This is a genomic window from Nocardioides pacificus (genome assembly GCF_054775955.1).
Window position 1 is genome coordinate 735,839 of record NZ_BAAHCI010000005.1, and the last position, 23,607, is coordinate 759,445.

Annotated in this window: 23 protein-coding genes; 18 read left to right on the forward strand and 5 right to left on the reverse strand. The window is 69.9% G+C overall.

Annotation, left to right across the window (positions count from 1 at the left end):
- Window positions 1-22 precede the first annotated feature (22 nt).
- The 3 genes from ACYU7L_RS06125 to ACYU7L_RS06135 are packed head-to-tail and all read left to right on the forward strand — an operon-like array spanning window position 23 to window position 3,761.
- Window positions 23-1,234 (forward strand): acetyl-CoA C-acetyltransferase, encoded by a 1,212-nt coding sequence (locus ACYU7L_RS06125; RefSeq protein WP_460794434.1) that lies wholly within the window; start codon window positions 23-25, stop codon window positions 1,232-1,234.
- Window positions 1,231-2,571: an OB-fold domain-containing protein gene (locus ACYU7L_RS06130; protein WP_460794436.1), complete on the forward strand. Its 1,341-nt coding sequence runs from the start codon at window positions 1,231-1,233 to the stop codon at window positions 2,569-2,571. Before ACYU7L_RS06125 ends, ACYU7L_RS06130 begins: the two co-directional genes overlap by 4 nt.
- Window positions 2,571-3,761 (forward strand): acetyl-CoA acetyltransferase, encoded by a 1,191-nt coding sequence (locus ACYU7L_RS06135; RefSeq protein WP_460794439.1) that lies wholly within the window; start codon window positions 2,571-2,573, stop codon window positions 3,759-3,761. Before ACYU7L_RS06130 ends, ACYU7L_RS06135 begins: the two co-directional genes overlap by 1 nt.
- A 24-nt stretch (window positions 3,762-3,785) precedes the next feature.
- Here the strand turns inward: ACYU7L_RS06135 and ACYU7L_RS06140 are convergent, their stop codons facing one another.
- Window positions 3,786-3,920 carry a hypothetical protein gene (locus ACYU7L_RS06140; RefSeq protein WP_460794441.1) on the reverse strand — a complete coding sequence of 45 codons (135 nt, stop codon included), beginning with the start codon at window positions 3,918-3,920 and terminating at the stop codon, window positions 3,786-3,788.
- Window positions 3,921-4,134: 214 nt separating this feature from the next.
- Here ACYU7L_RS06140 and ACYU7L_RS06145 point away from each other — a divergent pair, with 214 nt between their 5' ends.
- From ACYU7L_RS06145 to ACYU7L_RS06165, 5 genes are all read left to right on the forward strand, one after another.
- Entirely contained in the window at window positions 4,135-5,352 is a 1,218-nt protein-coding gene (locus ACYU7L_RS06145) for an enoyl-CoA hydratase-related protein (RefSeq protein WP_460794442.1), read from the forward strand.
- Window positions 5,353-5,354: 2 nt separating this feature from the next.
- On the forward strand, window positions 5,355-6,518 hold the full coding sequence (locus tag ACYU7L_RS06150) for an acyl-CoA dehydrogenase family protein (protein WP_460794443.1): 1,164 nt from the start codon (window positions 5,355-5,357) through the stop codon (window positions 6,516-6,518).
- A 16-nt stretch (window positions 6,519-6,534) separates the two neighbouring features.
- Entirely contained in the window at window positions 6,535-7,857 is a 1,323-nt protein-coding gene (locus ACYU7L_RS06155; protein WP_460794445.1) for a phytoene desaturase family protein, read from the forward strand.
- 71 nt (window positions 7,858-7,928) lie between these two features.
- Window positions 7,929-8,120 carry a ferredoxin gene (locus ACYU7L_RS06160; RefSeq protein ID WP_460794447.1) on the forward strand — a complete coding sequence of 64 codons (192 nt, stop codon included), beginning with the start codon at window positions 7,929-7,931 and terminating at the stop codon, window positions 8,118-8,120.
- A 2-nt stretch (window positions 8,121-8,122) separates the two neighbouring features.
- Window positions 8,123-9,400, forward strand: a complete 1,278-nt coding sequence (locus tag ACYU7L_RS06165) for an NAD(P)/FAD-dependent oxidoreductase (RefSeq protein WP_460796589.1) — start codon at window positions 8,123-8,125, stop codon at window positions 9,398-9,400.
- Window positions 9,401-9,415: 15 nt separating this feature from the next.
- Here ACYU7L_RS06165 and ACYU7L_RS06170 read toward each other — a convergent pair whose 3' ends face one another.
- On the reverse strand, window positions 9,416-10,063 hold the full coding sequence (locus ACYU7L_RS06170) for a TetR/AcrR family transcriptional regulator (RefSeq protein ID WP_460794448.1): 648 nt from the start codon (window positions 10,061-10,063) through the stop codon (window positions 9,416-9,418).
- A 35-nt stretch (window positions 10,064-10,098) separates the two neighbouring features.
- Window positions 10,099-11,256 (reverse strand): acyl-CoA dehydrogenase family protein, encoded by a 1,158-nt coding sequence (locus ACYU7L_RS06175; protein WP_460794450.1) that lies wholly within the window; start codon window positions 11,254-11,256, stop codon window positions 10,099-10,101.
- A 70-nt stretch (window positions 11,257-11,326) separates the two neighbouring features.
- Here ACYU7L_RS06175 and ACYU7L_RS06180 point away from each other — a divergent pair, with 70 nt between their 5' ends.
- Both ACYU7L_RS06180 and ACYU7L_RS06185 read left to right on the forward strand, forming a co-directional pair.
- Entirely contained in the window at window positions 11,327-12,247 is a 921-nt protein-coding gene (locus ACYU7L_RS06180; protein WP_460794451.1) for an HpcH/HpaI aldolase/citrate lyase family protein, read from the forward strand.
- Window positions 12,244-13,224: a MaoC family dehydratase gene (locus tag ACYU7L_RS06185; RefSeq protein ID WP_460794452.1), complete on the forward strand. Its 981-nt coding sequence runs from the start codon at window positions 12,244-12,246 to the stop codon at window positions 13,222-13,224. The genes ACYU7L_RS06180 and ACYU7L_RS06185 overlap by 4 nt, the downstream gene beginning before the upstream one ends.
- A gap of 24 nt (window positions 13,225-13,248) precedes the next feature.
- Here the strand turns inward: ACYU7L_RS06185 and ACYU7L_RS06190 are convergent, their stop codons facing one another.
- Window positions 13,249-14,046, reverse strand: coding sequence for an SDR family NAD(P)-dependent oxidoreductase (locus ACYU7L_RS06190; protein ID WP_460794454.1), 798 nt, complete (start codon window positions 14,044-14,046; stop codon window positions 13,249-13,251).
- A 59-nt stretch (window positions 14,047-14,105) separates the two neighbouring features.
- On the opposite strand from ACYU7L_RS06190, the gene ACYU7L_RS06195 reads away from it, so the two are divergent.
- From ACYU7L_RS06195 to ACYU7L_RS06230, 8 genes are all read left to right on the forward strand, one after another.
- Window positions 14,106-14,624: a thioesterase family protein gene (locus ACYU7L_RS06195; RefSeq protein ID WP_460794455.1), complete on the forward strand. Its 519-nt coding sequence runs from the start codon at window positions 14,106-14,108 to the stop codon at window positions 14,622-14,624.
- Between the two features lie 208 nt (window positions 14,625-14,832).
- Window positions 14,833-15,414, forward strand: a complete 582-nt coding sequence (locus ACYU7L_RS06200) for a PaaI family thioesterase (protein WP_460796593.1) — start codon at window positions 14,833-14,835, stop codon at window positions 15,412-15,414.
- A gap of 245 nt (window positions 15,415-15,659) precedes the next feature.
- Window positions 15,660-16,766: a winged helix-turn-helix domain-containing protein gene (locus tag ACYU7L_RS06205; protein ID WP_460794456.1), complete on the forward strand. Its 1,107-nt coding sequence runs from the start codon at window positions 15,660-15,662 to the stop codon at window positions 16,764-16,766.
- A 160-nt stretch (window positions 16,767-16,926) separates the two neighbouring features.
- A complete protein-coding gene (locus ACYU7L_RS06210; RefSeq protein WP_460794458.1) occupies window positions 16,927-17,715 on the forward strand; it encodes an ABC transporter ATP-binding protein in 789 nt (262 codons plus the stop codon).
- Window positions 17,712-18,569, forward strand: coding sequence for an ABC transporter ATP-binding protein (locus ACYU7L_RS06215; protein ID WP_460794459.1), 858 nt, complete (start codon window positions 17,712-17,714; stop codon window positions 18,567-18,569). The genes ACYU7L_RS06210 and ACYU7L_RS06215 overlap by 4 nt, the downstream gene beginning before the upstream one ends.
- Window positions 18,566-19,456 (forward strand): branched-chain amino acid ABC transporter permease, encoded by an 891-nt coding sequence (locus tag ACYU7L_RS06220; protein WP_460794460.1) that lies wholly within the window; start codon window positions 18,566-18,568, stop codon window positions 19,454-19,456. Before ACYU7L_RS06215 ends, ACYU7L_RS06220 begins: the two co-directional genes overlap by 4 nt.
- Before the next feature lie 112 nt (window positions 19,457-19,568).
- Window positions 19,569-20,594, forward strand: coding sequence for a branched-chain amino acid ABC transporter permease (locus tag ACYU7L_RS06225; RefSeq protein ID WP_460794461.1), 1,026 nt, complete (start codon window positions 19,569-19,571; stop codon window positions 20,592-20,594).
- 204 nt (window positions 20,595-20,798) lie between these two features.
- Entirely contained in the window at window positions 20,799-21,917 is a 1,119-nt protein-coding gene (locus ACYU7L_RS06230; RefSeq protein WP_460794462.1) for an ABC transporter substrate-binding protein, read from the forward strand.
- A gap of 73 nt (window positions 21,918-21,990) precedes the next feature.
- Here the strand turns inward: ACYU7L_RS06230 and ACYU7L_RS06235 are convergent, their stop codons facing one another.
- Window positions 21,991-23,538: an acyl-CoA carboxylase subunit beta gene (locus ACYU7L_RS06235; RefSeq protein ID WP_460794463.1), complete on the reverse strand. Its 1,548-nt coding sequence runs from the start codon at window positions 23,536-23,538 to the stop codon at window positions 21,991-21,993.
- Window positions 23,539-23,607 lie beyond the last annotated feature (69 nt).

A 23,607-nucleotide genomic window follows, 5' to 3' on the forward strand; every position in this document is an offset into this window, starting at 1 on the left:
CCCGCAAATCCAGAGGAGCACCATGAGACGCGTTGCCATCGTCCAGCCCATGCGGACCGCCGTCGGCACCTTCGGGGGCTCGCTCCTGCCGGTCCCGGCCGAGGACCTCGCCGCGACCATCATCCGGGCGGTCGTGGACGGCTCGGGCATCGATCCAGGGCGGGTCGAGGACGTCGCGTTCGCGCAGTCTTACGCGAACTCCGAGGCGCCGTGCATCGGACGCTGGGCGGCGCTGGCCGCCGGCCTCCCGATCGAGGTGCCCGGCTTCCAGGTCGACCGTCGATGCGGCGGCGGGCTGCAGGCCGTGATCACCGCGGCGATGACCGTGCAGACCGGCGCCGCGGACGTGGTGATCGCCGGCGGCGTGGAGTCGATGAGCAACATCGAGCACTACACGACCACCGCCCGGTGGGGCTCGCGGTCGGGCAACCAGACCCTCTACGACCGGCTGGACCGCGGCCGCGAGCGGTCCCAGCCCGAGGAGCGGTTCGGGCCGATCAGCGGCATGATCGAGACGGCGGAGAACCTCGCCACCCGGTACGGTATCGGCCGCGACCAGGCCGACGCCTTCGCTGCCCGCAGCCACCAGCGCGCCGCCGCCGCGTGGGAGTCCGGCGCGTTCGCCGGCGAGGTGGTGCCGGTGACGGTGCCGCAGCGCCGTGGGGATGACGTCGTCTTCGACCGGGACGAGGGCGTGCGCCCGGACTCCACCCCGGAGTCCCTGGCCCGACTGCGCACGATCACGCCCGGCGGCACGGTGACCGCCGGCAACGCCGCGCAGCAGAACGACGCCGCCGCCGCCTGCCTCGTCGTCGCCGAGGACAAGCTCGAGGAGCTGGGCCTCGAGCCACTGGCCTGGTTCGAGGGCTGGGCGGCCGCCGGGTGCGACCCCGCGATCATGGGCATCGGCCCGGTCGCCGCCGTGCAGCGCCTGTTCGCCCGCACCGGAGTCACCTTCGACGACCTGGACCTGATCGAGCTCAACGAGGCGTTCGCCGTACAGGTCCTCGCCGTGCTCGCCGGATGGGGGGTCAAGCTCGACGAGGTCGAAGACCGGCTCAACGTCAACGGGTCCGCGATCTCGCTCGGGCACCCGATCGGCGCCACCGGCGTCCGCATCCTCACCTCGATGCTCCACGAGCTCGACCGCCGTCAGGGCGGGCTGGCGCTGGAGACGATATGCATCGGCGGCGGCCAGGGCATCGCCGCGCTGTTCCGGGGGGCGGGCAAGTGAACGGGATCCTGAGCTACGGCGCGTACCTGCCGTCGTACCGGCTGGGCAGCGACAGTGGCGTCCGCGGTGGTGGGCACGGGCGGGTGGTCGCCTCGTTTGACGAGGACGCCACCACGATGGCCGTCGAGGCGGCCCGCGCAGTGGGTGGTGCCGAGCCGACCTCACTGTGGTGGGCGAGCAGCTCCCCGCCGTACCTCGACAAGACCAACGCGGCCGCCGTGCACGCGGCGCTCCGCCTGCCCTCCGCCGTCCCGGCGGCGGACCTGGTCGGGTCCGCCCGGTCGACCTTCGCCGCCATCCGCGCGGCCCGGGCCACGGGTGGCCTGGTGGTCGCTGCCGACGTGCGCGTCGGGAAGCCGGGCTCGCTGGACGAGCGGGCTGGCGGCGACGGCGCCGCCGCGCTGCTCTTCGGTGAGGGTGAGCCCATCGCCGACGTGCTCGGCGTGGCCGGCGAGACCCTCGAGCTGCTCGACCGCTGGCGCGACCCGCAGCAGACCACCGGGGAGCAGTGGGAGGAGCGCTTCGGGTTCGAGCGGTACGCCGACCTGGTGCGCTCCGTCGCGGCCCGGCTGCTCGACGATGCCGGGCTCGCCGAGGCCGACCACGTCGTCGTGACGAGCGGCAACCCCGGCATCACCAAGCGCGCGAGCAGCCTCGTCAAGGGAGCGCTGTCCTCGACCACCTCGCCGATCGGGTTCTCCGGTGCGGCCGACCCGCTGCTCGGCCTGGCGGCCGCCCTCGACGTCGCCGGACCCGGGGAGACGGTGCTGGTGCTGTCCGCGACCGACGGCTGCGACGGGCTGCTCCTGCGCACTACCGACCACCTGCCGGCCCGCCGGGCCGGGCGCCCGGTCGCGGCTCAGCTGGAGGGCGGCCTCCCGGTGCCATATACGACGTACCTGTCCTGGCGCGGACTGCTCGAGCGCGAGCTCCCGCGCCGCCCGGAGCCGGACCGTCCCGCCGGGCCGCCGTCGGCGCGTGCCGCAGCCTGGAAGTTCGGGTTCGCGGGTAGTCGGTGCACCGAGTGCGGATTCCTGCACCTGCCGCCGCTGCGGGTGTGTCGCTCCTGCAGCGCCCTCGACGCGATGGAGACGGTGTCCAGTGCGGAGCTGAGCGGCTCGGTGGCCACGTTCACCGTCGACCGGCTGGCCTTCTCGCCGTCCCCGCCGGTGGTCGACGTGGTTGTCGACTTCGCCGGTGGCGGTCGCACGACGCTCGAGGTCGCGGACGCCGATCCGGACGGCGTCGCGGTGGGCTCGGAGGTCGAGCTGGTGTTCCGGCGGCTGTTCACGGCCGGCAATGTGCACAACTACTTCTGGAAGGCACGGGTCCGCTGATGGCCAGCAAGGGGATCAAGGACGCCGTCGCGATCGTCGGCATGGGGTGCACCCGGTTCGGGGAGCGGTGGGAGTCCTCCACCGACGACCTGCTGATCGAGGCCGTGGGGGAGACGCTCACCTCGGCGGGTGTCGCCCGCGACGACGTCGACGCCTACTGGCTCGGCACCCTGAACTCCGGGCAGTCGGGGCTCACGCTGAGCCGTCCGCTCGGCCTGGACTACAAGCCGGTGACCCGGGTGGAGAACTACTGCGCCACGGGGTCGGAGTCGTTCCGCAGCGCCTGCTACGCGGTCGCGTCGGGTGCCTACGACCGGGTGATGGCCGTGGGCGTGGAGAAGCTCAAGGACTCCGGGTTCTCGGGCCTCCTGCGGGCCGACCCGCCCTCGGACGGCACCGCTGCCGAGCTGTCGTTGACCGCCCCGGCGGCGTTCTCGCTGCTCGACCCCGCCTACACGAGCAAGTACGGCGTCGACCCGGCCGCGATGCGTGAGGCGATGACGCACGTCGCGTGGAAGAACCACGTCAACGGCGCCCGGAACCCCAAGGCGCAGTTCCGCAAGGAGGTCTCCCGGGAGACCATCGACGGTGCCGCCCGGGTCGCTGGCCGGCTCGGGATCTTCGACTGCTCGGGTGTCTCGGACGGCGCGGCCGCCGCGCTCGTCGTCCGGGCCGAGGACGCCTACGACTACACCGACCGGCCGATCTTCGTGAAGGCGCTGTCGCTGGCGTCCGGGCCGATGCGGGGCGGGCTCGATCCCGACTACGACTTCACGACGTTCCCCGAGGTCGTGCACTCCGCGACGGATGCCTACGCCCAGGCCGGTATCACTGACCCGCGCTCGGAGCTGTCCCTGGCCGAGGTGCACGACTGCTTCACCCCCACCGAGCTGGTCCTCATGGAGGACCTCGGTTTCGCCGACCGGGGGCAGGCCTGGAAGGACAGCCTCAGCGGCGACTTCGACGCCGCCGGTCGGCTCCCGGTCAACATCGACGGTGGGCTGAAGTCGTTCGGTCACCCGGTGGGCGCCAGCGGCCTGCGGATGCTCTACGAGGCCTGGCTGCAGCTGCGGGGGGAGGCCGGCGCGCGGCAGCTCGCCGACCCGCGCCTCGCGCTCACCCACAACCTCGGCGGGCGTCCGGGCGGCTGCGTCTCGTTCGTCTCCGTGGTCGGCAACGAGCGGGGCTGATCGCAGGCCGGCGCGGGCGCCGGCTCAGGCGCCTGCGACCCGAGTGGCGGAGTTCCGCCAGACCTCGTCCTCGGTCGGCCGCACGGTGTTCTCTCCGACCACCTCGGCCTCGACCGGATTGCCGTCATGGGTGGCCACGCAGGGCGTCTGGACGCGCACCTCGGAAGTTGACGCCTACCTGACCCGGAACAGGGGCTGGGGGGCAACAGCGTCTGTACTCGCCGCGTCACTGCGACGCGCGGCGACCCCGGCGGCGCGAGACGCGATACAAGCCCTGGTGCCGGAGGCCTGAGTCCCCCGGAGACCGGCCTGGGAGATCTCGCACCGTCGAGCTGGCTTGTCGCACCCCGTTCTTTAATCTATATTCGATTATGTGAGCGAGACGGAGCAGGCCCAGACGCTGGTCAGTGGGCTGTACGACGCCCTGGCCGTCGGCGACCGGGCGGCCATCGAGGCGGTGCTGAACGACGACTTCGTGGGCCGGCTCACACCGGGCCTGCCGTTCGGGGTCGGCGGCGAGCACGTCGGATCCGAGGCGATGATCCGGGACGGCTGGTTCGCGATCGGCGCGCACTGGCGGATCCGGGCGGTGCCTCAGCGGTTCACCGAGCTGCCCGACGGGCGTCTCCAGGTCGAGGGCACCTACCGAGGCAAGGCGCGGACAAGCGGCAGGCCGTTGGAGGCATGGTTCATCCACCTCTGGGACTTCGGCGACGGCCGGATCAGCGGGCTGACCCAACTGACCGACTCTGCGGTCTTCCTCGCGACGCTCGCCGGGGCGGCGCCCGTCAGCAGCGCCCTCGAGACCATCGACCTCACCGTCGCCGACGGGGTGGCCACGCTGTGCCTGACCCGCCCGGACGCCCGCAACGCCATCGACCAGCAGGTCGCCGACGAGCTGCTCGCGGCGGCTCTCCGCATCGCTGGCGACAGCACCGTGCGGGCCGTCCTGCTCTGTGGGGACGGGGCCGACCTGACCGTGGGTGGCGACATCGTCTCCTTCGCCGGGGGCCACGACGAGCTCGCGGGCATGGGTCGCACCCTGCGCCGCATGGTCACGCCGTTCCACCTGGCGTTCGAGGTTCTGGCCGGCCTCGAGGCCCCGATCGTGGCCGTCGCGCAGGGCTCCGTCGCCGGGGGTGGGCTGGGCCTCGTCTATGCCGCCGACCTCGTCGTTGCCGCCCAGGACACCAGGTTCGTGACCGCGTTCGCGGCGATCGGCCTGAGCGGGGACGGTGGTGGCACTTGGCACCTCCCTCGTCGGATCGGTCCCGCCCGAGCCGCCTGGGCCTACCTGACCAACGAGCCGATCACGGCCGCGCAGGCTCTCGACTGGGGCCTCGTCAACGAGGTCGTCCCCGCCGCCGACGCCCGGGCGCGCGGCGACGAGATCGCTCGCCGGTTGGCTGGCGGCCCCACCCGCGCCTTCGCCCAGATGCGCGCGCTGCTCCGCCAGTCCTGGGACCGCAGCCTGCCCGAGCAGCTGCACGCCGAGATCGAGGCGCTCACCACCACTGGCCGAACCCAGGACGCCCGCACCGCCGTCGAGGCCTTCCTCTCCCGGCAACGTCCCACCTTCCAAGGAGAATGACCGTGCCCGGACTCATCCGCGACACCGCGGACCACCACGCGATCCGCGAGAGCGTCGCGAAGATCTGCGCCCGCTACGGCCAGGGCTACTTCCTCGAGCGATCGCGCGCCGGCGAGGACGTCCCCGAGCTGTGGTCCGAGCTCGGCCGGGCCGGACTGCTGGGGGTCCACCTCCCCGAGGAGTACGGCGGTGGTGGTGGCGGCATGCAGGACGCCGTCGTGGTGGTGGAGGAGCTCGCGGCGCACGGCATGCCGATGCTCCTGTGGGTGATCTCGCCGGCCATGATCGGGTCCGTCCTGGCCGCGCACGCCTCCGAGGAGCTCAAGTCGGAGTGGCTGCCCGGCATCGCCGATGGCACGAAGAAGGTCGCCTTCGGGCTCACTGAGCCCGACGCCGGCTCCAACAGCCACGAGGTCGCGACGACGGCCCGCACGGACGGCGACGGCTGGGTGATCAGCGGCTCGAAGTACTACATCTCCGCGGTCGACCAGAGCGACGCGATCCTGGTGGTCGCCCGCGACGCGGACCGGTCCACCCCGGAGAAGAAGCGGCTCTCGATCTTCCTGGTGCCGACCAACGCCCCCGGGGTCTCCTTCCAGCAGATCCCTACCTCGATCGTCTCGCCGGACAAGCAGTTCAGCCTCTTCCTCGACAACGTGCGCGTCGGCCCGGACGCCCTGGTCGGCGAGACCGGACAGGGTTTGCGCCAGGTCTTCGCCGCGCTGAACCCGGAGCGGATCCTGGTGGGGGCCATCACCACCGGCGTCGGCCGCTACGCGGTCGAGAAGGCCTCGGAGTACGCCAGGACCCGCCAGGTCTGGTCGGTCCCGATCGGGCAGCACCAGGGCGTAGCCCACCCGCTGGCGGCTGCGCACATCGACGTCGAGGTCGCCCGCCTGGCCACCCGGAACGCCGCCGTCCTCTACGACGAGGGCGACTCCGGGGTCGCCGAAGCGGCCAACGTCGCCAAGTTCGTCGGCGCCGAGGCCGCGCTTAAGGCGTTGGACCAGGCCATTCAGGTCCACGGCGGCAACGGCCTCTCCCACGAGTACGGGCTATCCGAGCTGTGGTTCGTCACTCGGCTCATGCGTACGGCCCCGGTCAGCCGGGAGATGGTCCTCAACTTCGTCGCGCAGACCTCGCTCGGGCTGCCGCGGTCCTACTGATCCAGGAGTCATGCACATGTCGCAGAACACCTCGTCGTACGACGCCATCGTCATCGGCGCCGGCGCCGGTGGCCTCTTCACCGCCGCCCGCCTGCAGCACCAGGGCTACCGGACCCTCGTCCTCGAGAGCCTCGACAAGGTCGGCGGCCGCGCGTCGACGACCGACGTCGACGGCTTCAAGGTCAACGACGGCGCGATCGTGATCGAGTGTGGTGGCGTCACCGAGCGCACCTGCCGCGAGCTCGACGTGCCGTGGGAGATCCGCGAGCCCAGCCCGCCGATCCTCTACCGGATCAAGGGCAAGGACGTGGACGTCACCGGCGGCGGCTGGGGCTTCCTGCTGCAGAAGCTGACCCGCCAGGGCGCCAAACTGGTCAGCGGGATCGGCGCGGCTCGCAAGGACGACGGCGCGCTCCCGGAGGACGAGCTGAGCCTCGCGGACTGGGTGTCGCGGTACACCGAGAACGAGGGCGTGCACGGAATCTTCCGCAACATGGCGGCCTCGGTGTTCGCCGTCGGCTCCGAGGACCTGCCGGCCCGGGTGTTCCTCACCTACTTCACTCGCAAGAGCGCGTTCAAGCGCTTCGGCTTCCACCCCGAGGGCACGATCGGCCTGTGGAAGGCCCTCGCCGCCGCGATCGAGCGCGACGGGGGCGAGGTCCGCCTCTCCACCGAGGTCGAGCGGATCGTCGTCGACGGCGACCGGGTCATCGGCGTGGTGGTCAAGGGCGGCGACACGATCAACGCCCCCGTCGTGGTCAGCAACGTGGGCCCCCCGGGGACGCTCGGACTCCTCCGTGACGCGGAGGTGCCGTCCGACTTCGTCGACACGGTCAAGCGAAACGACCGGCCCACGGCCATGATCACGGTCAACTTCGCCAGCCAGGAGCGGCTGATCGAGGCGCCCGGCATGCTCAGCTTTGCCACCTCTCGCCGGCTGGCGTACATCGCCAACTTCACCCACAGCTGCCCGGAGATGGCGCCCGAGGGCTGGCACCTCTACGTCGGCACCGCCGTGCCGAAGCCGTCGGTCGGCGACTTCGACGAGGAGGCCGAGTACGCCCTGCTGATGGAGGACCTGCGCGAGACGATCCCTGGCTTCGACGAACGGGCCCGCATCCTCAGCAACGTCACCACCCGGGACGGGTGGCCGCCGCAGCGTGCCGTCGCCGGCTTCGACATGTCCCACGACACGCCGTTCACGGGCCTGTGGAACGTCGGCGACGCGGTCAAGGAGTACGCCAACGGGGGCACGACCGCCTGCGCGGAGACGGCCGAGATCGTCGTGGGGAAGATCGTGGCCCGGCACCAGCCGGACCGCAGCCGCCAGACCGCGTGACCAGAACACCCGGACGAACCACCCGTACAACCCGCCCGGACAGCCCGGAACACCAGAGAAGGTGAAGAACGATGAAGTGTGTCGTCGATTACGACAAGTGCACCGGCCTCGGCATCTGCGAGTCACTTGCGCCAGACTTCTTCGAGGTGAACGACGACGGTGACCTCGTGCTGCTCAAGGAGGACATCAGCGCGGACGAGCTGCAGGCCGTCGAGGAAGCCGTCTCCGGCTGCCCGACGGAAGCCCTGAGCATCGAGCGGTGACGATGTCCGACGTCTCCTCGGCCCGTCCCCGCCCCCGGCGTCTCGTGGTCGTCGGCGCCTCGCTGGCTGGTCTCAGGGCGGTGGAGGCCGCGCGCAAGACCGGCTTCGACGGTGAGGTCGTGCTAATCGGCGCGGAGCCGCACCTGCCCTACGACAGGCCACCGCTCTCCAAGGCGTTCCTGGACGGGGCTGGTGCCGAGGTGGAGCTCGCGCCTCCGCCGTACTTCCGCACTGCGGAGGCGATGAGCGAGCTGCGGGTCGTCCTCCGTCTGGGGACACCCGCCACGGGCCTGGACACCGGTCGTCGGGTCGTGCTCGTCGGTGACGAGGAGATCGGGTACGACGCCCTGGTGATCGCCACCGGGGCGCACCCCCGGATGTTGCCCGGTGCGGACGGCCTGGCCGGCGTCCACGCGCTGCGCACCCTCGACGACTCGCTGGCCGTGCGGGAGGCGCTCGAGGCGGGAGCCCGGACGGTGGTCGTTGGGGCCGGGTTCATCGGCTCCGAGGTCGCCGCCACCGCCCGCAAGCGCGGCCTCGAGGCGACCATCGTGGAGGCGCTTCCCACGCCCCTGGTCCGCGCCACCGGTCGTCAGATGGGTGCCGCCCTCGCGGCGCTCCACGAGCGCAACGGCACCACCCTGCGCTGCGGCGTCGGGGTGCGCGCGATCGAGGGCGACGGCCGCGTGGAGCGGGTCGTCCTGGAGGACGGCACCAGCATCCCGGCCGACCTCGTCGTCGTCGGCATCGGCGTCATCCCGTCGGTCGGCTGGCTCGAGGGCTGCGGCCTCACGCTGGACAACGGCATCGTGTGCGACGAGAACCTGTGGACCGGGGTGCCGGGGGTCTATGCCGCCGGCGACGTGGCCAGCTGGGTCAACCCGCTCCTCGGCGAGCGCCAGCGGATGGAGAACTGGACCGCGGCCGCCGAGCAGGGGGCCGCGGCTGCCCGCAACGCCCTCGACCCCGAGCACGCCAAGCCTTACGGCACCGTGCCCTACTTCTGGTCCGACTGGTACGACGTGCGCATCCAGTTCGTCGGCTCACCCGACGCCGACGAGGTGCTGCTCGTTGACGGGGACCCGGGCAGCGACTCACGTTGGGTCGCCCTCTACCGCCGCGGGGATCGTCTAATCGGTGCACTGACCGTCAACGGCCAGGGCGAAATCATGAAGTATCGCGTGCAGATCATGAAGACGGGGAGCTGGGCGGACGCCCTGGCCTTCGCCGAGAAGCGCCGTGAGCTGGCCCGTCAGAAAGCCGTTGCTGCAGCCGGGTGAGTCAGAAAGGCCGGGTCAGTCCGTCGCTGAGAGTCCGTGACGAATGAAGGACTGTGCGTCGGTCACGACCCGGTCCATGGCCACCCGGTCGGACTGCCACCACTCCGCGGTCCAGTTCAGGGTGCCCATCACGAGCATCTGAGCGACGTAGAGATCCAGGTCCGGGCGCAGCTGTCCCTCCTCGGAGGCGCGCTTGATGAGGTCGCGCCAGATGGCGCCGTACTGCTTCTCCTCGACCTGCTGGCGCGCCCGGATCCGATCCGGCACCTGACCGGAGTTGCGGATCGCCGCCGTCGTGTAGTCGGAGATCTCCAACTCGTGGCGCAGGTGCGCCTCGACGGCGATGCAGATGCGGTCCATCGCGGTCGCGTCTTCGGGGGACGACTCGAGGACGGCAACCAGATGAGCCCTCATGTCGGCAAGGCCGACCCACATAACCTCCTCGATGAGGTCCTCGCGCGAGGGGAAGTAATAGTAGATCGCGGGTGCCTGCAGCTCGGCGACCTTGGCGACGTCGCTCAGCCGCAGGCCGCCGTAGCCCCTGAGGCTGAGCACCCGCGCTGCCGCGTCGAGAATCCGGACCCGCGTGCGCGCGGACTTCTTGTCGAGATCCTTGGGGTTGTCCGCGGTCGCGAGGACCGGGCTGCCCGAACTTTTGACCATGACAAGGATTCTATTCTCGGTTCAGCACAACGGGGTCAGTTTCCGAGACCGCCACGCCGGACCAGCTGCCCGGCGATCACGTTGCGCTGGATCTCGTTGGTGCCCTCGCCGACGATCATCAGTGGTGCGTCGCGGAAGTATCGCTCGACGTCGTACTCGGTCGAGTAGCCGTAGCCACCGTGGATTCGGACGGCGTCGAGGGCGATCTCCATGCCGACCTCGGAGGCGTAGAGCTTCGCCATGCCGGCCTCCATGTCGCAGCGCTCGCCGGACTCGTACTTCTCGGCGGCGTAAAGGACGAGCTGGCGCGCCGCGGTCAGCTTGGTAGCCATGTTGGCGAGGTAGTTGCCGATCGACTGGTGCTTCCAGATGGGCTTTCCGAAGCTCTCCCTTATCTGCGAGTAGGCCAGGGCGTCGTCGAACGCCGCTTGGCCGACGCCGAGTGCCCGGGCCGCGACCTGCAGCCGACCCGTCTCGAGCCCACGCATCATCTGGGAGAAACCCTCGCCCTCGACAGTGCCCAGTAGGGAGGAGCGGGGAGTGTGGAAGTCGTCAAAGGCCAGCTCGCAGCTCTCGACACCCTTGTAACCCAGCTTGGGCAGGTCGCGGGAGACGGCCAGGCCGGGTCCGTGCTCGACCAGGAGGATGGAGACGCCCTGGTGGCGCGGCTGTGCCTGGGGATCGGTCTTGACCAGCAACGCGATCAGGCCGGATCGGCGGGCGTTGCTGATCCAGGTCTTCGACCCGTTGACGACGTAGTCGTCGCCGACCTTGCGAGCCTGCGTCGTCAGCGCCTGCAGGTCCGAGCCGCCGCCGGGTTCGGTGAGTGCCATCGTCGCGCGCAGCTCGCCAGTGGCCATCCGGGGCAGGTAGGTCTGCTTCTGTTCCTCGGTGCCGTGGTCGAGGATCAGCTTCGCGACCACGGTGTGGCCGCCCATGGCGCCCGCCAGGCTCATCCAGCCGCGCGCCAGCTCTGCGGTGACCTGGACGTAGCACGGCATCGAGACGGCGACCTCGCCGTAGGGCTCGGGGATGGCGAGCCCGTAGATGCCGATCTCCTTCATCTGCTGGATCCACTTCTCGGGGTACTCGTTGGCGTGCTCGAGCTCCTGGACGTTGCCGCGCACCTCGCGGTCGATCCAGTCGCGTACCAGCGCGACGACCTCTTGCTCCTCGGTCGACAGGTTCGCCATGGTGAGTCCGTCCTTCGCAACAGTGTCGGGCGTCTTGCTCCTGCCCGAGAGTTTAACGTAGATTAAAAGAATGGTCACGTTCAACGCGGTTCCCTCGCAGTTCTCCACGTCGACGCGGCGCTCGGTGCTCAGCGTCCCGGCTGGTGACGGGCGCAAGCTGCGGAAGGCGCTGGGGTCCGGCGCGGACGAGGTGGTGATCGACCTCGAGGACGCGGTCGCCGTCGGCGACAAGGAGCGCGGCCGCCGGCACCTCGCCGAGGTGGACTGGGCCGGTGTCGCGCAACTCCCGCGGATCTCCGTCAGGGTCAACGCGCCGCGGACGGCGTGGTGCCATCGCGACCTGGAGGTCGTGGTCGCGCACGTGCCGGCTGCGTCCGTGGTGGTGCCGAAGGTGGAGTCGCGGGCCGACGTGGGTTTCGTGGAGCGGTTGCTCGACGGGCTCGAGTCGGAGGTCGGCCGCCCAGCCCGGGTCGCGGTCCAGGCCCTGGTCGAGACCGCCCGCGGGGTCGCTGCCCTCGCAGACATCGTGAGCGGGGTCGACCGTCTGGAGTCCGTCATCGTCGGCTACGCGGACCTGGCGGCCTCGCTCGGACGTGCCCGCGACGTGGACCCGGCTGTCTGGCGCCCGGTGCAGGACGCGGTGGTGCTGCACGCCGCTGCAGCCGGGGTCGAATCGATCGACGGCCCCTTCCTGGGCGTCGACGACGACGGGGCCTTCCGGGCCGCTGTGCGTGGTGCCCGACAGGCCGGGTTCGACGCGAAGTGGGTGATCCACCCGCGCCAGCTCGACGCCGTCAACGACGTTTTCACGCCGTCTGCCGACGAGGTCGACCACGCGCGCCGTGTGCTGATGGCGCTGGACGGTGCTGCCGGCGCGGGCCGCGGGGCGTGCGTCGTCGACGGCGCGCTCGTCGACGAAGCCATGGCCCTCGCGGCGCGCCACGTGCTGTCCAAGGCGTCGGACGTGGACTCGGGCACGGTGGGCGCATGACGACAGTGGCCGGTCCCTGGTTCGACGACCTGCGGGTCGGACAGGTCTTCGACAGCGCACCCGGCTGCACCCTCACGGAGGGCAGGGCCGCTGCTCACCAGGCCATCACCGGCGACCGGTGGCGGTTGTCCCTGGACGACCAGCTCGCCACGCGGGTCGCCGGGGGTAGGCCTACGAGCCCGGCACTCGTCTGGAACGTGGCGATCGGGCAGTCGACGCTGGCCACCCAGCGGGTCCGTGCCAACCTCTTCTACCGTCGGCTGGCCCTCCTGCGTCAGCCGCTGCTGGGTGACACGCTGTCTACGACGACCACGGTCGTCGGCCTGCGCGAGAACTCGCGTCGCCCCGGCCGGGCACCGACCGGCCTCGCCGCACTGCGGATGGTCACGGTCGACCAGGAGGGTCGCCGGGTCCTCGACTTCTACCGCTGCGCCATGCTGCCCCTTCGTGACGGTGCCGAGACCGACCACGCCGACGATCTCGACGCGATCGGCGCGGACGAGCCGCCCGTGGACCCGGCCGGGCTGGTGCCCCGGTGGGACCACGACGCCTACGTGCGAGCGCTCGAAGGCCGTGGTCGAGCCGCCGTCCCCGAACTCGGGCAGGTGCTCGAGGTGGCAACCGGCGACGTGGTGTCGGGCGCGCCTGAGCTCGCTCGCCTGACTCTCAACGTGGCCGCCGTGCACCACGACGCGCACGCCGCGGGCGGCCGCAGGCTCGTCTACGGCGGACACACGATCGCGGTCGCCGCCTCGCAGGTCATCCGCGCGCTGCCCAACCTGGCGACCGTGCTCGCCTGGGAGTCGTGCGACCACGTCGGACCGGTCCATGAGGGTGACACGCTGACCAGCCGGATCACCGTCGACCGCGTGCGGCCGACCTCGGGCGGCTGGCGCACGCTCGACCTCCGCGCCGAGGTCGTGGCGGACCGCGACCGGAGCGTCCTCGACTGGCGGTTCACGGCCTTGGCCCCGTGAGTCGGACCGGTGACGCGAACGGCATCAGGGCATCGTGTAGCCGCCGCTGACGCTGAAGAGCTGCCCGGTGACCTGGCGGGCGGCCTTGTCGGACGACAGCCACAAGGTGGCGTTCGCGATGTCCTCCGCAGTGGTGAGCCGGCCGAGCGGGGTGTCCTTGAGCAGGTAGGCCGCCTGGTCGTCGTCGAACACGTTGTCCTTCCCGACGGCCCACAGGCTGTTCCCGCCGACGGCTTCCGGTCCGTCGGGGACGACGAGCCCGGGGCACACGACGTTGGAGCGGATGCCGTGGCGGCCGTGCTCTCGCGCCGTGGTGCGGGCCAGCGCGACGACGGCCGCCTTAGTCGCTCCGTAGATACCTTGACGGATCTGGCCGAACGCCGACTCGCTGGCGATGTAGGCGATCGCGCCGTGACCCTGCTCGCGCATCGGCGCCAACGCTGCCTGAGTAGCGCTGATCGCCGTGTAGAAGTTGACCTCGACCGTGCGCTGCCAGTTGGCGCGGTCCGTGTTCTTGGCGATGAATCCCGGCACGCTCCAGCCGGCGTTGTTGACGAGCACGTCGAGGCCGCCCCACAGGTCGACCGAGCGCCGTACGGCGCGCTCGGCCTCGTCCTCGACGGTCAGGTCGCCGATCGCGAGTTCCACTGCCGCGGCGCCGAGCTCGAGAGCCTCGCTCCTGACTCGCTCCGCCTGGTCGCCGTCGATGTCGCTGAGCACGATCCGGCTGCCCTCGACGGCGAACCCGTGCACGATCCCGCGCCCGATGTTCGAGGCCCCGCCAGTGATCAGCACGCGTGCTTCCCTGAGTCCCAGGTCCATGTCTGCTGTCCTCCCGTCGTCGGAATGCCCGGTCGCATCTTAATCTAGATTCAAAACTGATGCATGACGAGGTGCCGGAACGGCGAGCGAAAGGGGAGGATCGGGTGTCTGGAGTCGACGCGGCGCGCACCCCAACCGTGTTCCAGGTGACCGCAGACGACTGCCGCCATGAGGCCGACACTGAGGATCCCGCGGTCCCGGGGTACGGGGAGCACCTGCCTTTCCATTCGATCCTCCAGCGCTGCGGCGTGGCGTGGCGCGACTACCTAGGCGCCTTCCCCAGTTTCAACTCTGGCGTGATCGTGCCGCGCGTCGCTGCCGACTTCCTCGCGGAGGTCCACCTTGGCCGGATGGAGATCGAGGTCGTTCCCAGTGAGGTGTGGACGTCGTCCTTCGCGGTGGTCTGCGAGGTGTTCCAGAACGGGACCGTGGTCGCTCGCGTACGCGTGGTGCTTGTCAACTTCGACTACGACTCCAGGACGGCGGTGCCGCTCTCGGGGGAGCAGCGGAAGATCCTGCAGCGGGAGCTCGCGTCGTCGGTCGCTCGAGGGGTTGACGTGTCGAAGTTTCTAATTTAGGTTCAATTCAGTTGAAGCGATCCGAGGGTCGTGGCGACCCAGCTGGGAAGGACATCATGGAGACGCTCTGCACGGTCACCTCCGCTGCCGGCCATGCCTCCCCGGGTGTCGTCGTGCCCTGTTCGTCCGAGCGGCTGCGCGCAGCAGTGGCTGCCACCCGCCGGGCGTGAGTCTGCGAGACTCCGCTCCGGAGGATGCGCTCTTGGAGGTGGCGGCGTCCTGTGCCGATCGGTTGCGACGACTCGCCGACCACCTCGTCGAGACCGACGTGCAGGTCGACGTGCTGACCAGGTTGACGCTGCAGCTCGATGCGGCTCTGGGCGAGTTGGCCGATCTCGGCCCGGCGCCCACCGGTGCCGGCCGAGAGGCGGTCAACCGCACGGTCGGGGCGGTTCACGGCCTTGCGAATGCGTTTGCTCCGCCACTCGCCATCACGCACCTGCCCGACCGAGCTGAGGGGCGGTGCGTCCTCACCAGGGTCCACGAAGGGCCAGCTGGCTTCGCGCACGGGGGCGTGGGCGTGCTGCTGATGGACGAGCTGTGCGCGCAGGTGCCGGAGCTGCTCGGCACGGAGCGGGTAACCGTGGCGATGACGGTCAGCTACCGCCGTCCCGTCCCGCTGCGTCAGCAGCTGGTCCTCGTGGCCAAGCTGCGCGAGGAGGACGACCTCGTCGAGGTGACGATGGCCACCGAGATGGAGCCGCGGAACATCCTCATGCGCGCAGAGGCGAACGTGGTGCGCCTGCGGCCCGACCAGATCGAACGCTTCCGCCGCTCTGCGCCGAGTTGAACGATGCGCTGCGTGAGCGACGGGTGCCGTGGAAGCGCCCAGCAGGTGGACCAGCGTGGAAGGAACCTCGATTGACAGCGACGCCCATGGCTTCGGGTGGGATCGCAAGTCTCCTGGGAGCAGCCGCGCCGGACGCCCCAGTCCTCCTCGTTGCCGAGTTCGCTGATTGCGAGACGGTCGAGACCATTCGCGAGGCGTGTTCTCGCAGCAGGTGGGGTTACCGGCTGGCGACCGAGGCGGCGCAGGTGTCGTGGGCGGTGGCGGTCCTGCGTCCGGCGGCCGTCTTGGTCGTGGACCTCGGGAGGGGGTGGACCGACGAGGTCGCGGGTCTGGCTCGGGCGGCGGCGCCGGAGACGCCGATCGTGATCGTCGGCTCCCCGAGCCCCGAGCGTGCGCTCGGCCTGCTGCGCCGCGGCGCAGACGCGATCGTGCCGGCCTACCTCGACGCCCAGGACCTGCTCGGGCGTGTGTCGGCGGTGATCCGTCGAGCCGGCGACACGGCAGGGCCCGCCATCCGGTACCTCGATTCCAGTCCTCTCCGTGTGGACCTCTGGGCGGGAACCGTCACGCTGGACGACCAGCGGATCGGACTGACCGCCACCGAGCTGCGACTGCTGGTCCTGTTGATGCGCAACGGGCAGAGGACCGTGGCGACGAGCCGCATCGTCGCCAAGGTGTGGCGCCAGAACGTCAGCGGAGGCGGCAACGCGCTGCGCATCAGCATCGCCCGGCTTCGGCAGAAGCTGGGGGACGACGCGAAGAGCCCGCGCTGGATCGATGCGGTGAGGGGGCAGGGTTACAAGTTCGTCCCGTCCGTGGTCCAGCAGGCGGACCGCTCGCCCGACCCGACCGAACCCCGAGGAGCGGTCTCCGGTCAACTGGTCGCGGGCCTCGCCACCGAGCTCGCGGGACGGGGAACCTCGAGCGAGATGCTCGAGGTGCTAGCGCGCAGCCTGGTCAACACCCACGTGGCCGACGGGGTGACCGTGCAGGAGGTGGTCGACGACGCCTCGGTGACCCGAGCACGGACCGAGGTCACGGACGGGGGCCTCCGCATCATCCAGGAAGAGGTGCTGAGAGTCGTCGCCTCCGTAGGTCGCCCCCTGCGAGTTCTCGGTACCGGCCTCGCCGCGACCCGGGACGACGAGCACCGGCACGGCTGGGCGCGGTTGCGTGCCGACTCCTGCACCTACCTCGTCAGGCTGCTCCCGGTCGGGCCGGCCTCACTCGTAATCGGTCTCGTGAGGCACGAGAACCCCAGCCCGGAGGACCTGGCGCACGTCGATGCGTGCCTCGCCGTGCTGAGTGCCTGCCTCACGCTTCTCGCCCGCACGCCCCCGCGCGCCGGGTGAGTCCACCGGACGTCCGGGACTCGGCATTCCCGTAGGGCCATGGACGAACAAGCGTTTTTAATCTAAGTTTGTTTCGATTTCATGTCGATCCCGGGATTCCGTCAGTCGACGGCGAGACGTCGGTCACTCTTTGGGGAACCGCGAGAACGGAGTTGGGTGCATGCTCGAAGTAGCGAGCCTGAGTGTGGCGTACCAGGGCGCGATCCAGGCCCTGCACGCGGTCGACCTCGATGTCGCCGCCGGTGACGTGGTCGCCGTACTGGGCAGCAACGGTGCGGGGAAGTCGACCCTCCTCCGAGCGATCTCGGGAGTCATCGGTCTCGAGGGCGGTGCCATCACCGGCGGCTCGATCCGCTTTCAGGGGCGTGACCTCCGCAAGGTGTCCGCGCACCGTCGAGTTCCGCTGGGACTGGCGCACGTTCCGGAGGGGCGTCACGTCTTCGGTCAGCTGACCGTCGAGGAAAACCTCCGGGCCGGGGCAGTGGGCAACTCGAAGAGCGGACGGGGCAACGCGCTGCGCGACGAGGTCTACGACCTCTTCCCGATCCTTGCCGACCGGTCGGCGCAACGTGCCGCCATGCTCTCCGGGGGGGAGCAGCAGATGCTGGCCCTCGGTCGCGCCCTGATGGCGGAGCCAGATCTGTTGATGCTCGACGAGCCCTCGCTGGGACTTGCGCCGCGCATCGTGTCGCAGGTCGCAGACATCATTCGGGTGATCAACGAGCGAGGAACCACCATCCTCCTCGTGGAGCAGAACGCCTCGATGGCGCTCGGTGCCGCCAACCGGGCGGTCGTCCTCGAGCTCGGACGCGTGCTGCTCAGCGGTGACGCGGCGACCCTAAGCAACGATGACCGCATCCGCGACCTCTACCTGGGGCGCGCTGGGGAGACCGAGTTCAACCTGACACCGGCCGCTGACTTCCAGCTCGCCCCCTGGGTCGCGTCATGAAGGCGTTACGACCACGTCCAGGCGTTGATGGGCCGGCCCATGCGGAAGTCGCCCGGCTCGCCGTCCGTGAAGCCACCCTGCGATTCGGGGGGCTCACGGTCCTGGACAAGGTCAGTTTCACGGTCGCCCCGGGGGCCATCCACGCGATTATCGGACCGAATGGGGCGGGCAAGTCGTCGCTGTTCAACAGCCTCGTCGGCGTCTACCGCCTCGACAGCGGATCCGTCCACCTGGGTGACGCGCAGCTGAGCGGGCTGAGGCCCTACGAGGTTGCGCGCGCGGGGGTGGGCCGCTCGTTCCAGAACATCGTGCTCGCGCCTCGGTCGAGTGTCCTCGACAACCTGATGCTCGGGCGATACCGGCTGACGAAGGCGGGCTTCTGGCAGACCGGTCTGGGTCTGCCGTCGTCGCGTCGAGAAGAAGCCAGACACTCGGCGCGAGTCAAGGAGATCGCCGACCTGCTCGGCCTCAGCAGTATGCTTTCGGTCCCCGCAGGGGACCTGTCCTACGGCGACCGCAAGCTGGTCGACATCGCTCGGGCGGTCTGCCAGGAGCCACGTCTCCTGCTCCTCGACGAGCCGGTCGCCGGCCTGCATCGCGACGAGACCCTGCGCGTTGCGCAGGCCATCATCGATCTTCGGGCCGCTCTCGGCCCCACGATCCTGTTCGTCGAGCACGACATGGGCATGGTGATGTCCCTTGCCGACCACGTGACGGTCCTCGACTTCGGGAAGGTCGTGGGCGACGGCCCGCCCAGCCAGGTGCAGCAGGAACCGGCTGTCGTGCGTGCCTACCTCGGTGAGAGCGGCTCGTTCGGGACGCCCACGCCGTCAGACAAGGAAAGCGAAGCATGAGCACATTCATCAGTCTGCTGGCCGCGGGAATCTCGCTCGGCTTCATCTACGCGCTGCTGGCGCTCGGAATGGTGGTCGTCTTCAAGTCGAGCCACGTCGTGAATTTCGCCCTCGGCAGCTTGGTCGTCATGGGCGCGTTCGCCGTCTCGGAGTTCGACGACAAGATCGGGTTCTTCCCCGCCTGCGCCTGCGCGTTGCTCTTCGTCATGGTCGTCGGCGGGTTGACGGAACGTCTGCTGATCAGACCGGCCCGGGGCGCCTCCGCCATCAGCCTCGCCCTCGTCACCCTCGGCCTCGACATCGTGCTGGTGACCGAGCTGACCCGCCGAATCGGCGTCAACGGCAGGTCCCTCGACGCACCGTGGGGCTCGGCCTCGCTCGAGCTGGGATCCGTTGTCCTGCCGTGGGGACGAGTAATCGCCGCGGTGGCGGTGGTCGTGATTCTCGCCGCGTTCTTCGTCGCGATGAAGTACACGGTCTGGGGTGTCGCCATGCGCGCCGTGGCCGAGGACCCGCGCACGGCGACCCTGATGGGGATCAGGGTCTCGCGCGTCAGCGCCACCGGGTGGGTGCTGGCAGGTGCGTTCTCGGTCATCGCCGGTGTCTTCCTCACCACCTTCCCCAGCGCCGGTGTGGAGAGCACGACCGCACTCACGGCCCTTGCTGCGCTGCCCGCCGTCATCTTAGGTGGTCTGGACTCACCCGCCGGGGCCGTCGTCGGAGGTCTGGTCATCGGAGTGGCCCAGGCGCTGACGGCGGGGTACATCGAGCACTTCTCCTTCCTAGGAAACAACTTCGGGGCCGTGGTGCCGTACCTCGTGATGTTCCTCGTCCTGGTCATCCGACCGACCGGCATCTTCGGCAGTAAGGATCTGAGTCGTGTCTGAAGCCAGCGTCGTCGAACGGTCGGACTCGGCCTCGACAGGGTCCTCCGCCGGTGCGCGGACTCGAGCGGGTCGAACGAGGAACGCGCCGCGGCCGAGCACCCTCCTCTCCGGCGTGGCAGTCCTCGCTGCCCTGGTGCTGCCGATCTACCAGGGCGGGACGATCCTGCAGACTGGCCTGTTCGTGATGGCCACCGCCGTGGCGGCGATCGGACTGAACATCCTGACCGGAACCGCCGGCCAGTTGAGCCTGGGACACGGGTTCTTCGTGGCGGTCGGCGCGTACGCGTACGCCATGACGGCCGGCGATCCGGGGCTCGCTGGCGGCGGATATACCGCGCTCGGCTGGCCGCCACTGCTGTCCGCCGTCTTCGCGGTCCTCTGCGCCGGTGCTGTCGGCGTCGCGTTCAGTCCGGTGGCGGGCCGGGTCCGTGGCATCTACCTGGCGGTCGCTTCCCTCGGACTGGTGTTCGTGGGGATCCACGTCCTGACCACGATGTCCGCGCAGACCGGCGGCTTCGCCGGACTCGCCGTACCGGAGTTCGAGCTCGCAGGTCTGCGCTTCGCGGACGAGCAGGCCGCCCAGCTGACGTTGGCCGGTGTGCCTTTCGGGCGCCTCGAGCTGCTCTGGTACCTGTTCGTGATCGTGCTGGTGTGCAGCGCCGTGCTCGCGCACCGGTGGATCAGTGGCCGAGAGGGACGAGCGCTCGTCATGGTGCGAGACAGCGAGATCGGCGCCTCCGTCATGGGCGTGAACGTCCAGCGTGCCAAGGCCAAGGCGTTCACGGTCTCATCCATGTATGCCGGGCTCGGCGGCGTCATGATCGCGCTGGCGTACGGCTTCATCGTCCCCGAGAACTTCGGCCTAGCGCTGTCCATCCAGTTCGTGGCGATGATCATCATCGGCGGGATGGGATCGGTTCGCGGCGCGATCATCGGCGCGGTCTTCGTCACCGGCCTTACCCAGGCACTCCCGGTCCTCACCAGCTCCATGACCTTCCTCGCACAACCGGGAAGCGACGGCGTGACCGCCGGCATGTTGGCCCGGCTCGTCTACGGCGCGTTGGTGGTGGCCTGTGCCATGTACCTGACGCGCGGACTGGTCTCGCTGCCCGACCTCATCCGTCGTTCCCAGCGCTGACCCAGCCGGTCCTCTGAAGCTCACCTCCTGAGCCGAATACCCCTGCACCAAACTCACGAAAGGCACTACAAGATGCATCGACGTTCCCGCCTTATTGGCGTCGCAGCTGCTGCGACAGCCGCCCTACTCGTCGCGGGATGCGGTGGTCGTGGTGGCGAGACCCAGGGGTCGACGACCTCCGGCGATGTCCAGGTCGACTTCGGCGTGAACGATGACACCATCCACCTCGGCGCGCTCACCGACAGCACGGGGCCCTACGCCGCACTCGGCTCGGCCGCGACGCAGGGCAACCGGGCTGCCATCGCCGCGGTGAACCAGGCCGGTGGCGTCTGCGATCGGAAGCTCGACCTGGAGGTGCGGGACCACGGGTACAACGCCCAGAACGCCGTCGCGCAGTACTCCCAGATCGCCCCGAACGTGGTCGGCCTCGTCCAGGTAGTCGGCGGTGCCATGGTCAGCGCCATCGACAAGCAGGCTGCCAGCGACAACATGCTGCTCATGGCGCCGAGCGGCGAGCCGCCGCTGCTCAACAAGCCCCACGTCATGATGGTCGGCGCGACCTACGACGTCGAGGTGATCAACGGGCTCTCCTGGCTGATGAGTGAGGGGAAGCTCGAAGAGGGAGACACCCTCGGTCACATCTACGTCGACGGCGGATACGGACAGCCCGCGCTGCTCGGCTCGAAGTTCATGGCCGAGGAGCACGACCTGAAGCTGATCGAACAGGCCGTCGAGCCCACTGCCACCGACCTGACGTCGCAGGTACTGGCGCTCAAGAAGGCCGACGTGGACGCGATCGCCATCTCGACGGGCCCCGCCGCGGTGGGTTCGGCAGTTGGTGTGGCGGCAGCCCAGGGCGTCGACGTCCCGTTCATTACGGGGATGCCCGGCTGGTCCAGCGCCCTGCTGGACACTCCGGCACGTGACGGCCTGGTCAAGAACCTGTTCGTGGCTCAGAACTTCCCGGCGTTCGCGGACAACGACGAGCTCGCGAAGGACCTGCGCGCGGAGTTCCCCGACGCCCCGATCACGATTCCGACAAGCCTGGGCTACGCGGCCGTCATGGTGTTCGTTGAGGCCCTGGAGACGGCCTGCGCGAGCGACGACCTCACCCGTAAGGGAGTGCTCGAGGCGTTCCGGTCCCTCGAGTCCTCGGACGCGCGCGGTCACAGCGTCGAGAACGACTACACGATTCTGGACCAGTCGACATCGCGGGACAGCATCGTGCTGGGGGTGAACCCGGACGTGGATGGTGGGCTCAGCACCCTGACCACCACGCCGTACACCGCAGAGGCCGACATCGCCAGCTACTACGGCGAGTAAGTCACAGACCCCCTGAGTGCGGCCCCGAACGGCGAGCAACGCCGTTCGGGGCCGTTCCCGTTCCTCTGTGGGATCAGAGGGGTGACACCGGATGCCGACGCGGCGTGAGCGTCTGCATCTGGCGGCGACGAGGGAGGTGGGGCAGGAGGTCGGCGAGCCACGCGCGAGTGTCGCTCGGCCGGATGACGGCATCGAAGCCGAACCCTTCAGCGCCGCGTAGGGCGCTGATGCCGCCGCGGAAGCCCTCGACGAGCTCGGCACGCCGGGCCTCGGGGTCGGGGGCCGAGGCCACGTCGCGGCTGTAGACCAGCTCGATGGCCGTCTCAACCGCCATCACCGCGGTCTCTGCGTGCGGCCAAGCGACCACGAGCTCAGGGTGGAACGTCCGGCCCCCGGAGAGGATGACGTAGCCACCGCCGTAGCCCTTCCGGGCGACGACGGTGAACATGGGGACGGTCGCTGCGCCGAGCTCTGCGGACAGCCGGGCACTGCTCCGGGCCAGTCCGCTGCGCTCTGCCTCCTCCCCGACCGCGAGGCCCGGGATATCGATGATGACCAGCACGGGGATGCCGTAGGCGTCGCACAGCGAGATGAAGTGGGCTGCTTTGTCGGTCGCCGGGGCATCGAGCATGCCGGCCTTAACGGCGGGCTGGCTGGCGACTACGCCGATGACGCGACCCTCGATGCGGCCGAACATCGTGACCAGGTTCGGCGCGAAGGCGGACTTGAGCTCCAGGTCGGTGTCCTCGTCCAGGATGCCGGCCAGGACGTCGTACATGTCGTAGGCGACCCGTAGGTCGGCCGGCACCGTCGCGTCGAGGGCCGCGGCCGCGTGCCTTGCTGGCGGTTGGGTGATCGCCACCGGCAACGGAGCCTCGGCGTTCGCCGGCAGGAATGAGAGGTACCAACGCAGATGGTCGAGCGCTTCTTCCTCTGTATCGACGGCCAAGTCGAGGGTGCCGTACGACGCCTGGGCGTCTGCGCTGCTGAGCCGCTCGGTGTCGACGTGTTCCCCGGTGGCGGCGCGGACGAGTGCCGGCGGCGCCATGCCGACGCTGGCGATCCCGCGGACGGCGACGACGTAGTCGCACAGCGCCGCGGCGAGGGTGGGCTGTCCGTATCCGGGGCCGAGAATCGCGGCCACCATCGGAACCCATCCCGAAAGTCGCGTCTGAAGCTCCTGGATGTCGAACCCTCCTGCGAATTCACGGGCGTCTAGTCCCTCGCTGATCCGATGACCACCGCCGTCGAAGAGCATCACCACCGGGATCCCGCGGGTGGCGGCGATCTCCCAGCACCGGCGCATCTTCTCGTTGCCGATGAGACCGTTGCTGCCGCCCGCCACGGTGTAGTCGCTGGCGAGCACCACCACCGGGCGGTCATCGATCCTGGCCGTGCCCGTGACCAGGCCGTCCGCGTGGATTGGCTCGCCGTCCGGCCCGTTCTCGGACGGTCGTGCGAGGGCGCCGATCTCGTGGAAGCTGCCGGCGTCGGTTAGCTGCGCAATGCGCTCGCGGGCCGTCTGCTTGCCTCGGCCGTGCTGCCGCGCGACAGCCTGGATGCGAGCGACGTCATGGGTGCGTGCCAGCGCCGCCTCGAGGGCGCTGGGGTGGGCGGTCATCGGATGTGCTCGTGCCGCACGAGTGTCACCACGTGCTCACCGGCGAGTGGGCGGACAGGTACTGAAGCC

Coding starts and splice junctions, on each gene's coding strand:
- ACYU7L_RS06160 (WP_460794447.1), top strand. CDS start 7,929: ATGAAGTGTGTCGTCGATTACGACAAGTGCACCGGCCTCGGCATCTGC.
- ACYU7L_RS06135 (WP_460794439.1), top strand. CDS start 2,571: ATGGCCAGCAAGGGGATCAAGGACGCCGTCGCGATCGTCGGCATGGGG.
- ACYU7L_RS06155 (WP_460794445.1), top strand. CDS start 6,535: ATGTCGCAGAACACCTCGTCGTACGACGCCATCGTCATCGGCGCCGGC.
- ACYU7L_RS06210 (WP_460794458.1), top strand. CDS start 16,927: ATGCTCGAAGTAGCGAGCCTGAGTGTGGCGTACCAGGGCGCGATCCAG.
- ACYU7L_RS06235 (WP_460794463.1), bottom strand. CDS start 23,538: ATGACCGCCCACCCCAGCGCCCTCGAGGCGGCGCTGGCACGCACCCAT.
- ACYU7L_RS06125 (WP_460794434.1), top strand. CDS start 23: ATGAGACGCGTTGCCATCGTCCAGCCCATGCGGACCGCCGTCGGCACC.
- ACYU7L_RS06175 (WP_460794450.1), bottom strand. CDS start 11,256: ATGGCGAACCTGTCGACCGAGGAGCAAGAGGTCGTCGCGCTGGTACGC.
- ACYU7L_RS06165 (WP_460796589.1), top strand. CDS start 8,123: ATGTCCGACGTCTCCTCGGCCCGTCCCCGCCCCCGGCGTCTCGTGGTC.
- ACYU7L_RS06215 (WP_460794459.1), top strand. CDS start 17,712: ATGAAGGCGTTACGACCACGTCCAGGCGTTGATGGGCCGGCCCATGCG.
- ACYU7L_RS06185 (WP_460794452.1), top strand. CDS start 12,244: ATGACGACAGTGGCCGGTCCCTGGTTCGACGACCTGCGGGTCGGACAG.
- ACYU7L_RS06195 (WP_460794455.1), top strand. CDS start 14,106: ATGCATGACGAGGTGCCGGAACGGCGAGCGAAAGGGGAGGATCGGGTG.
- ACYU7L_RS06220 (WP_460794460.1), top strand. CDS start 18,566: ATGAGCACATTCATCAGTCTGCTGGCCGCGGGAATCTCGCTCGGCTTC.
- ACYU7L_RS06190 (WP_460794454.1), bottom strand. CDS start 14,046: ATGGACCTGGGACTCAGGGAAGCACGCGTGCTGATCACTGGCGGGGCC.
- ACYU7L_RS06180 (WP_460794451.1), top strand. CDS start 11,327: ATGGTCACGTTCAACGCGGTTCCCTCGCAGTTCTCCACGTCGACGCGG.
- ACYU7L_RS06170 (WP_460794448.1), bottom strand. CDS start 10,063: ATGGTCAAAAGTTCGGGCAGCCCGGTCCTCGCGACCGCGGACAACCCC.